Genomic DNA, 9,899 nt, shown 5'->3' on the forward strand with positions numbered 1-9,899 from the left:
CGGAGCGCCCGGCCAGTTCGGCGACCGGGTGGGCGGCGTAGAACTCGGCGCGGATCCGGCGTTCGGTGGCCTCCTGTGGCGGTGGCGGTGGCGGTGGGCGCGGTGGCGGCGGTGCGCGCCGGCGTGGTGGGCGCCGTCGGTGCGGCGGGCCGGGCGGACGCCCGCGTGGGTGTCGCCGTGGCAGCTGCCGTCGTACGGGCCGCGGCGGTGCGCGCCGCTGCCGTGGGCGTCGCCGTGGGCTTCGCCGTCGTGGACGCCGCGAAGGCGGCGGCCGAGCCGGCCGACGACCCGGCGGCGAGGACGAGCGCGGCGACGGCGCCCGCCGCCGGCCTACCGGCGCGGGCACGTCTGCTGACGTGGAGTGACCTCTGCTGCACACCGCGAACGTACCCGGGCGCCCGCCGCCCCGCCCTGCCCGCTGCTCCGTCCGGGCCCGTCCCCGGAGCCGCCGGGCGCCGCCGGGCGCCGCCCGGTGCCGTCCGTGGACCCGTGGCGGTGCGGCCGGGGCTCCCGCCCGTGGGCCCGCCGGGATGCGGGGGACGCAAGCCCGGGCGGTGCTGGTACGGTTCGGAACCATGTTCGCTCCTCGTGCGTGACCGACCCGCCACGACCGCGCCCGTTCGACCGGCGCGGCGCTCCGGTGTCCCCGTACGCACCCGGGCCGAGGGCCGTCACGCCCCGCCCGGTTCTCCCGAGGAACGATCCCGTGTCCACGCCTTCCCCCGCGCCCGCGCGCACCCCGTCCGACGGCGCCTCCCGCCGTCCCTCCTACCGCGCCGTGCTCGGCGCACCGCACGCCCGCCGCACCTTCGCCGCCGCCCTGCTCGGCCGCCTCTCCTACGGGACGGTCCCGCTGGCGCTGCTGCTCGCCGTCCGCGACGCCACCGGTTCGTACTCGGCGGCCGGCGTGGCCATGGCCCTGTTCGCGCTGGCCAGCGTGCTCCTCTCGCCGGCCAGGGCCGCCCTGGTCGACCGGTACGGACCCCGGCGCGCCCTGCCGCCGATGGCCGGCCTGTACGCCGCACTGCTCCTGGCCGTGGCCGGCGCCACCGCGAGGCCGGGGGTCGAGCCGCCGGCCGTCGGGATCCTGGTGGTCGCCGCCGGGGCCTGCACGCCGCCGCTCGGACCGGTCATGCGGACGCTCTGGCGCCGGCTGCTGCCCGACCCGGCACTGCTCCGCCGCGCCTACAGCCTGGACGGGGTGGCCGAGGAACTGCTCTTCGTCACCGGGCCGTTGCTGGTCGGCGTGCTGCTCCCGGTCGTCGGCCCGGCCGGTGCCGTGGCGGTGGGCGCGGCCCTGGTCCTCGCCGGGACGCTGCTGCTGGTCGCGGCTCCGGCCGCTGCCCGAGCACCCTCGGTCGACGCGCCCTCGGCCGACGCGCCTGCGGTGGTTCCGCCCGAGGTCACCGCGACCGGGACCGCTCCCGCCGGGACCGCCCCCGCCCGGACCGCTCCGGCCGTACCGCCGGCCGCCGGGCAGGCCACCGACGGTGGGCCCCGGGGCGGGCGGCTCGGCGGCGGGGGAGAGCTGCGCCGCGCGGTGCTCGCGGCAGCCGTGACCGGTCTCGCGCTCGGCGCGCTCGACCTGATGGTGGTCGTCTCCGCCGAGCAGCAGGGCCGTCCGGGGGCGGTCGGCTGGGTGCTGGCGGCTCTCTCGGCGAGCAGTGCCGTCGGAGGTCTCGCCCTCGGCGCGCTCGACCGGCCGATGTCCAACGCGGCCCGGTTGCCGCTGTTGACCGCCGGCCTGGGACTGTCGCTGGCCGTCGCGGGGCTCGCACCGAACCTCCTCCTGCTCGGCGCGGGTGTCGCGCTCGCCGGACTCTTCGTCTCACCCGCCGTCACCACCGCCTACCTGGTGGCGGACGAGGCGGTCGCACCCGACGCCCGGACCCGGGCCGGGGCCTGGGTGAACACCGCGCTCAACGCCGGTTCGGCCGGCGGTGCCGCGACCGTCGGCCTGCTGGTCGGACAGCTGCCGCTGCCCCTCTGTTTCGCCCTCGCCGCGGCCCCGGCCCTCCTCGCCGTGCCGCTGCTCGCCGCGCCGGCCTTCCGCGGGCGCGACTTTGGTGGCGGTCGCCCGCTCCGAAAGTCGGATTCGGGTGACGACCCGGCGCTCTAGCGTCCGGGGAATGAAGAACCTGCTCGGATTCGTGAGCTTCGTCCTCGTGGTCGGAGGCATCAGCGGTCTCGTCTCGGACCACCTCTGGGGCCTGCACGTCTTCGGCTTCCTGCGCTACCTGATCCCCACCGGGTACGAGACGGTGGGCTACCTGGTGATGATCGTCCTGGGCGCGGCCCTCGCCGGGGTGGTGGCCCTCCTCGACCGCGGGGGGCGCGACGACTGACGCGGACCCTCCGGTCCCCCGTTGGGCGACGGGAGTGAAACTCGTTCGTGGACATCCCGGCCGACGGCCCCGCCTGAGGAGGACGGCGCGCCCCGCCGCGCACGATCGGGCGAGGATCTCATCGGATGAGGAGTACATATGATCAAGAAGATCGTCGTCGCCGCCGCTGCCGGCGGCCTGGTGCTCGCGGGTGCGAGCACGGCCGTCGCAGGCTCGGGCGCCCACCACGGGTACGGCGGCCACGTCGACCGGAAGCCCGTCGCCGGCTGCGCCGTCGGCGGAGACGCCGGCGTGGCGAACATCTGCGGCAATACGAACGTCTACAGCCCCAACATTCTGGGCGGCCTCCTCAACCTGTTCCCCACGCCCCCGGTCAACGGTGGCGGAGGCGGGGGCAACAACGGCGGAGGCGGGGGCAACAACTGACCCCGACCGCCGCCGTCCCGCCCACTCCCTGACCCGGGTGACCGGGCCGGGGGCCTGCCGGGTGTCACGCATCCACGGGCCGGGCCCGGGCCGCCGTCGGCGTCCCGGGCCCGGCCCGTGGCGCCAGCGTCCAGACGGCTTCTCACGGGAGGTGACGCAAGTGCCGGGCGGGCACGGTGCAACCACGTCCCGACTTTGGCCGGCTTCAGTGGGCGTCCGCAGCGCTGTTGCGAAGAATCGCTCCATCCTCGGCCCTCCGTGCCAGATGTCGTCGAAGGGGAAGGATGATCCGACACAGGCGCGGGTCCCGGTCCTCGACGATCTTCCTGACCCGCTCGGAATCTGCTTCAGGGGATGATCCGGTGGGTGACCACTGTCGACGATCGCACCTCATGGAACAGGGTGTACTGCCTCGTTCGGGCCACGGGTGGGGCTGACCCGGCCCCCGCCGCGGGCGGGACGGGGCAGGGGGTTCCCGGGGGACGCCGCTGGGCAGGGTGAGGGCGAACGGTCGGGCGCCGTCCGTCCGATCCGGTGGCGAGCCGCGACCAGGGAGGGCCGCATGACCTTGCAGGCGTACGGGCACATCGCACACCGTCAGGTCGAGGTGAACGGAGTCCGGCTGCACGTCGCGGAACAGGGGGAGGGGCCGCTCGTCCTGCTCCTGCACGGGTTCCCGGAGAGCTGGTACTCCTGGCGGCACCAGTTCGCCCCGCTCGCCGCGGCGGGCTACCACGTGGTCGCCGTCGACCAGCGCGGCTACGCCCGCAGCGAGCAGCCCGAGTCCGTCGACGCCTACACGCTGCTCCACCTGGTCGGCGACGTCGGCGCCCTGATCGGCGCCCTCGGCGAGGAGCGGGCCGTCCTGGTCGGCCACGACTGGGGCGCCCCCGTCGCCTGGACCACCGCCACCCTCCGCCCCGACCTGGTGCGCGCGGTCGCGGGGCTGAGCGTGCCGCCGCTGCCGACGCTCGGGCTGCCGCCGCTGGCGCAGCCCCGACAGCTGTACGGCGACGGCTTCTACCAGATCTACTTCCAGCGCCCCGGCGTCGCCGACGCCGAACTGGCGGAGGACCTGCACTCCACCTTCCGCCGCATGCTCGTCGGCGGATCCGGTGACCGCCCCGGCTCCGAGCGGCCGCAGGCCTGGACGGTGCCCGAAGGACGGACCCTGCTCGACACCCTCCCCGATCCGGAGACGCTGCCCGGCTGGCTCTCCGCGTCCGACATCGAGGCCTTCGTCGCCGACTACGCCGAGCACGGCGAGCGCGCCTTCACCGGCGGCCTCAACTGGTACCGCAACATCGACCGCAACAACGAGCTGCTCGCGGGCCTCGTCGGCCGCCTGGTCGAGGTGCCGGCCCTCTACGTGGTCGGCGACCGGGACATGGTGTCGGCGATGATCCCCGAGGAGGCGCTGCGCCGGCTGCTCGACGCCATGGCACCCAAGCTGTACCGGCACGTCACGCTCCCGGGGGCCGGGCACTGGACGCAGCAGGAGCGGCCGGCGGAGGTGACGGCGGCCCTGCTCGACTTCCTCCGGCACCTGGACGGCTGAGCGGACCGGCCCGTCGGACCTGCTCGTCGGACCTGCTCGTCGGACCTACTCGTCGGACCGGCGGGCTCGTCAGACCGGTAGCAGGTGGGCGATGAAGTCGCCCAGGCGGCGGGAGTTGCGGCAGGAGTGCATCTCCACCACCTCGGCGTACACGCGGGCGGCGGAGTCGCCGGTACCCCAGAGGGAGCGCTGCTCGGGATTCAGCCAGTAGACGCGGCGGGCCCGGGCGGCGATCAGGCGGAGCGCGGGCACGTTGGGATCGCGGTGGTTGTTCCGGGCGTCGCCGAGGACCAGCACGCTGGTGCGCGGGCCGACGGCGTCCAGGTGGTCGTCGGCGAACTCGCCGAGCGCCGAGCCGTAGTCGCTGTTGCCGTGGTAGCCCGTCACCCGGGCCTCGGTGAGGATCCGGCGGGCCAGTGCGGCGGGGTCGGCGCCGCCCCGGGTGAGCAGCCCGGTCACCTCGGCGGTGCGGTTGACGAAGGCGAACACCCGGACCTTGCTGAACTGGTCGCGCATCGCCTGGACGAGCAGCATGGTGAAGTCGGCGAAGCCCGCGACCGAGCCGGAGACGTCGCAGAGCAGCACCAGTTCCGGCCGGGCCGGCCGGCGCAGCCGGTACGCGGGGCGCAGTGGGACGCCGCCGGTGGAGAGCGAGCGGCGCAGGGTGCGGCGCAGGTCGATCCGGCCGCGCGCCGCCCGGCGTCGGCGCGCGGCCGTCCTGGTGGCCAGCTTCCGGGCCAACGGGTGGACGGTGCGCCGAAGTTCGGCGAGCTGGTCGCGGCCGGCGGCGAGGAAGTCGATCCGGTCGACGGTGGGCGCGACGGCCCGCGCGGCGACCTGTTCGGTGCCGCGGAGCTCGGCCGCCCGGCGGCGTGCCTCGGTGGCGACCATGGCGCGGAACCCCTGGATGCGGCGCCGGATCTCGTCGGGGAGGAGGTGGTCGGCGACGTCCGCGCCGTCCGGGCCGGTGCCGTCGGGGTCGCGGACGGTGCCCGCTCGCAGCGCCGCGAGGACGCGGGCCAGCAGGGTTTCGGGCGCGAGCCGGCCGAGCGCCTGGTAGGCGGACCAGCCGCTGGTGCCGGGCGTTGCGGATCCGCCGCCGCCGGTGCCGTACCGGCCGAACGCGGCCACCACCTCGCCCGCGAGGCTGGCCTGGGCGGCCCGGTCGTCGGCGGCGAGTGCGGCGGCCAGCCGGGCCCGGAGGTCCTCGCGGAGCGCGGCGTCCTCGGCGGAGGGGTTCGGGGCGGAGGGGTTCGGGGCGGAGGGGTCCGGGGCGTGCGGCGCGCCTTCGGTGTCCTGGGCCGCGTTCCGGCGTACGGCCTCCGGGGCGCCGACGCCGAGCGGGAAGAACAGGTCGAAGGCGGCGTCGAAGACCGGCCGTTGCCCGTCGGACCGCAGCAGGGCGGCGGCCAGGCCGGCCCGGACCTGCTCGCGTTCGGCGAGGCCGAGGACGTCGAGCACGGCTGCCGCGTCCACCGTCTCGGCCGGGCCGATCCGCAGGCCGTGGCCGCGCAGCGACCGGACGAAGGCGGTCAGCCGGGCGGCGAGGTCGGCGGCCGGCGTGGTGCCGGCGCCGGGGGTGGCGGTGGCGTCGGCGGTGCGGTCCGGCGGGAGGCTCATGCCAGGGTGAGCTTCTGTGCGGCCTTCACCACATCGTCCTGGTGTTTGAGGATGACACCGAGGGTGGATCGGACGAGTGCCTCGTCAAGGGTGTCGGCGCCGAGCGCGAGCAGGGTGCGGGCCCAGTCGACGGTCTCCGCCACGGACGGCGCCTTGCGCAGTTCCATGGTCCGCAGTGCGCCGACCACCCGGACCAGTGAGTCGGCCAGCGCCGAGTCCAGACCGGGCACCTTCAGCCGGACGATGCGGCGCTCCAACTCGGCCTCCGGGTAGTCGAGGTGGAGGAAGAGGCAGCGGCGGCGCAGGGCCTCGGAGAGCTCCCGGGTGGCGTTGGAGGTGAGCAGGACGAACGGTCGTCGGGTCGCGGTGATGGTGCCCAGTTCCGGGACGGTGACCTGGAAGTCGCTGAGCACTTCGAGCAGCAGCGCCTCCACCTCGACGTCGGCCTTGTCCATCTCGTCGATCAGCAGCACGGTCGGCTCGTCGCCGCGGATGGCGGTGAGCAGGGGGCGGGTGAGCAGGAACTCCTCGCCGAAGATGTCGGTGCGGGCCCCGTCCCAGCCCTCGTCCCGCCCGGCGGTGATCCGGAGCAGCTGTTTGGCGTGGTTCCACTCGTAGAGCGCGCGGGCCTCGTCGATGCCCTCGTAGCACTGGAGCCGGACCAGCCGGGCGCGGCCGATCGCGGCGACGGCCTTGGCGAGCTCGGTCTTGCCGACCCCGGCCGGGCCCTCCACCAGGAGGGGCTTGCCGAGCCGGTCGGCGAGGAAGACGGTGGTGGCGACCCCGGTCGAGGCCAGGTAGCCCGCCTCGGCCAGCCGCGCGGCGGTGTCGGCCACCGACTCGAAGAACCCCGTGCCCTCGCCGCCCATGCGTGCTCCACTCCCGGTCGCTCACGGTGCCTGTCGCCAGCACCCTACCGGTGGGTCACTTCGCTGTCGCGTGCCGAACGGCGTGCGGCGACCGGAGTCGCCGCACGCCGCGCGCAGGTGCCGAGGGCCCTGCCGGGGGCGATCAGTTGATGTAGATGTGCGGGTTGCCGGGCACCGAGCTGTCGGTCACCGGCCCGTAGGTCGCGCTGAAGTACCCGGTCGCGAAACAGGTGCTCGGGCCGGAGACCTTCGGGAACGCCTGGGAGCTGAAGCCGATGGTCTGGCCGACGTTGCTGGTGGTGCCGGCGATGCTGCCCGGCGCGCGGTAGACGCAGGTGATGGTGCCGAGGACGGTCTTCAGCACCACCGTGGTCTGCAGCGGCCCGGCCGCGGTCGGGCTGAGGCTGACCGGGTTGCCGGCCGCGTCGCTGACCGAGTTGGTGTACGGCAGGTTGTTGACCGTGATGCTCTGCACGCTGGTCACGCCGATCACGTTGGCGGTGCAGGAGCCGAAGGTGTGGCTGTTGAGCTGCTCGGTGGCCACGCCCGGGGCGGCCGGGTTGCTGGTCACGGTCGCGGAGAACGACGAGGTGGCGCACTTGATGCCGCTCGTCCCGGTCGCGCTGGAGTAGAAGGTGGCGTAGCTGCCGGCCACCAGGTTGGCGGTGAGGACGTCGCCGACGGCGACGTTCGGACCGCCGGGGGCGGTGTGGGTGAGCACGGCGGGGCCGGCGGCCTGGGCGGGGGTGACGGTGCCGGCGGCCAGCACCGCGGCGGCGGCGAGGGCGGCGGTACCGAGGGTTCGGCGGATGCGCATGAGGGTGTGCCTCTCTCCTGGCGGAGTCGGGTGGGGGGAGCCCGTGAGGTCGCGTGGGGGTGGCGTGCGGCGGTGGCCGGCCGATGAGCGACCGCGACGGGGTGGTGCGGGTGGTGGGGCACCGCGGACGGTGACTCGGCGGGCCCGGCGCCACGGGCCCGCCCGTACGGCGAGGCAGGTCGAGGTACCTGGCGGCACGGCGCCGTGGTACGGCGGGGAGCCGGGCGGTACGTCGACGTACGTCGGGTACGGCGGCAGTACGGCGAGGAGGGTGCGGGTGGTGCGGATGGCGCGCGAAGGGTACGGGTGGTGCGTGGGCACGCCGGGTGCACGTCGGCGGCTGCCACCGCCGGGCATGCGTTCGCCATACTGGACAGTCGGAACGCGTGCGGGTCTCCGGCGGCCTGGCCGCAGATTGGAAACCCGTCAGTGTTGTAAACCGGACGTCGCGTCAATGTCAAGACAAAACACAGGAGTTGGCGATGAAACCGGAGTCAGCTACTCGTCGTGGGGACGTTCTCCTGCCCGGCGCGCGCACCGGCCGGGACCCGGCCCGATCGATCAAACGCGGTCCGAGCCAGCTGCCGCCCGACGTGGTCGCCGCCACCCAACGGGAGCGGCTGCTCGACGGGTTGGTGCACACGGTGGCGCAACACGGCTACCAGCGAGCCACGGTGAGCGACATCTGCCGCGCGGCGGGGGTGACCAGACCGGTCTTCTACGAGCTGTTCACCGGCAAGGAGGACGCCTTCCTGGCCGCTCACCGGCACGGGACGGGGGTCGTGATCCGCCGGATGGCGGCGGCCTTCGCGGTGGCGCCGGACTGGTGCACCGGGATCCGCGAGGCGCTCCGGGCGATGCTCGAACTGCTGGCCGGGGTGCCGGCCTTCGCCACCATGGCGGTGATCGAACTGGACGCCGTGGGGCCGGCCGGGCGCCGCGAGCGGGACCAACTCCTCACCCGGTTCCGGGCCTTCTTCGCCGAGGTGCCGCAACTTCCCGACGGGGTGGCGGCGGAGGCGATGGTCGACGCGGTCGTCGGCGGCGTGTACAGCATGCTCCAGCGCTGCATCGACGCCGGGCGGACGGAGGAACTGCCGAGCCTGCTACCGATGTTGAGCCTGTTCTGTCTGGCGCCGTTCCTCGGTCCGGAGGAGGCGGCGCGGCGCCTTGCGGCGGTTCCGGCGCCGCCGGAGCCCGGTGCGCCGGAGCCGTCGTCCCCGACCGGGTCGGGCCCGGTCGGGGGTGCCCCGGACCGGGTCCGAGCGGTCGATGATCCTTCGTGCACCCGTATTGACCCCTTGAATACCGGGCAGTAGCTTCCCAGTTACCCACTGCGGATCCGACGGCCCGCCCCGCTGCCGAGAGGCGGTCCACCCGGCCGGTCCGCAGAACGCTGTCCGCGCCAGGACAACGTGCCTGTGCCTGCCCGTCCACCGTTCGAGGGAGCACACATGGCCACGTCCGATGACGCAGCCCGCACCACCGAGACCACCGAGACCGCCGAGGCGCCCACCGGGTTCAGAGGACGGGTCCGGCTGAAGCGCACCGCGCTGATGGCCGTTCCCGCCGTCGCCGCCGGCGCCCTGCTGATGACCCTGACCGCGCAGGGCGTGCTCGCCGCCCAGTTCGCCATCTCCGGCATGCCGTTCACCGTCACGGCCGACAGCCTGGACGGCGTCGGCTTCGAGCAGTTCGGCAGCCTGGACCACATGATCGAGAACAGTCCCAACGAGGGGGACACCGGCGGGCAGGTGCTGGTCGCCGTCTCCGCGATCAAGGAAGCCTCGCTCACCAGGCTCTGCCAGAGCGTGGACCTCGGCGGCATCAACCTGCTGATCAAGGCCGGGGACGCCGGGACGCCCGTCACCGCCACCGACCTCACGACCGACTCCGATCTGCTCTCGGGCGACGCGGAGTTCAAGAACATCGAGATCGGCGGTGACGCGAGCACCTACACCAAGGCCGGCGTCAAGGGCCTGCCGGGCGTCTTCGGGCAGCAGGCCGACACCGTGAAGATCCGCAACCTGCGGCAGCACAACTACGCCACCACGGCCGGGGCCTTCAAACTGCCCAACCTCCGGCTGACCTTCAGCTCGGAGGGCTGCTGACGGTGGCCGAGCCCGAACCCGCCGCAGGACCCGCACCCGGGAACGCCTCCGCCGGGCACGACCGCCACCGGGTCTCAAGGCCCGGTGCTCACGGCCCGGTGCTCACGGCCCGGGGGTCGGGGCAGGGCCCGGTGACGCACCCTCCTGGCAGAC

At 74.6% G+C, this 9,899-nt stretch carries 8 protein-coding genes and 1 pseudogene; 6 read left to right on the top strand and 3 right to left on the bottom strand.

The features are described from left to right. Positions 1 to 706 precede the first annotated feature (706 nt). The 4 genes and pseudogenes from ABZY91_RS40180 to ABZY91_RS40195 all read left to right on the top strand — a co-directional run bounded on the left by ABZY91_RS40180 (position 707) and on the right by ABZY91_RS40195 (position 4,329). Positions 707 to 2,119: an MFS transporter gene (locus ABZY91_RS40180; RefSeq protein WP_355409000.1), complete on the top strand. Its 1,413-nt coding sequence runs from the start codon at positions 707 to 709 to the stop codon at positions 2,117 to 2,119. Between the two features lie 10 nt (positions 2,120 to 2,129). Further along, complete coding sequence (locus ABZY91_RS40185) at positions 2,130 to 2,345, top strand: hypothetical protein (RefSeq protein WP_355409002.1); 216 nt, start codon at positions 2,130 to 2,132, stop codon at positions 2,343 to 2,345. 138 nt (positions 2,346 to 2,483) lie between these two features. Then, positions 2,484 to 2,567 (top strand): annotated as a pseudogene (locus tag ABZY91_RS40190) (chaplin); the annotation flags it as partial. A 766-nt stretch (positions 2,568 to 3,333) separates the two neighbouring features. Continuing rightward, positions 3,334 to 4,329 carry an alpha/beta hydrolase gene (locus ABZY91_RS40195; RefSeq protein WP_355409004.1) on the top strand — a complete coding sequence of 332 codons (996 nt, stop codon included), beginning with the start codon at positions 3,334 to 3,336 and terminating at the stop codon, positions 4,327 to 4,329. Between the two features lie 69 nt (positions 4,330 to 4,398). Here ABZY91_RS40195 and ABZY91_RS40200 read toward each other — a convergent pair whose 3' ends face one another. The 3 genes from ABZY91_RS40200 to ABZY91_RS40210 all read right to left on the bottom strand — a co-directional run bounded on the left by ABZY91_RS40200 (position 4,399) and on the right by ABZY91_RS40210 (position 7,635). After that, entirely contained in the window at positions 4,399 to 5,949 is a 1,551-nt protein-coding gene (locus ABZY91_RS40200; protein WP_355409006.1) for a VWA domain-containing protein, read from the bottom strand. Further along, a complete protein-coding gene (locus tag ABZY91_RS40205) occupies positions 5,946 to 6,818 on the bottom strand; it encodes a MoxR family ATPase (RefSeq protein ID WP_355409008.1) in 873 nt (290 codons plus the stop codon). Before ABZY91_RS40205 ends, ABZY91_RS40200 begins: the two co-directional genes overlap by 4 nt. 142 nt (positions 6,819 to 6,960) lie before the next feature. After that, on the bottom strand, positions 6,961 to 7,635 hold the full coding sequence (locus ABZY91_RS40210) for a Tat pathway signal sequence domain protein (RefSeq protein WP_355409010.1): 675 nt from the start codon (positions 7,633 to 7,635) through the stop codon (positions 6,961 to 6,963). 482 nt (positions 7,636 to 8,117) lie between these two features. Between ABZY91_RS40210 and ABZY91_RS40215 the strand changes: the two genes are divergently transcribed. Beyond that, positions 8,118 to 8,954: a TetR/AcrR family transcriptional regulator gene (locus tag ABZY91_RS40215; protein ID WP_355409012.1), complete on the top strand. Its 837-nt coding sequence runs from the start codon at positions 8,118 to 8,120 to the stop codon at positions 8,952 to 8,954. Positions 8,955 to 9,089: 135 nt separating this feature from the next. Next, the gene (locus tag ABZY91_RS40220; RefSeq protein ID WP_329880864.1) at positions 9,090 to 9,746 is read left to right on the top strand and encodes a DUF6230 family protein; all 657 of its coding nucleotides are present in this window, start codon (positions 9,090 to 9,092) and stop codon (positions 9,744 to 9,746) included. The last annotated feature ends 153 nt before the right edge of the window (positions 9,747 to 9,899 follow it).

The sequence above is a fragment of the Kitasatospora sp. NPDC002965 genome, from assembly GCF_040611255.1.
Classification (GTDB): domain Bacteria; phylum Actinomycetota; class Actinomycetes; order Streptomycetales; family Streptomycetaceae; genus Kitasatospora.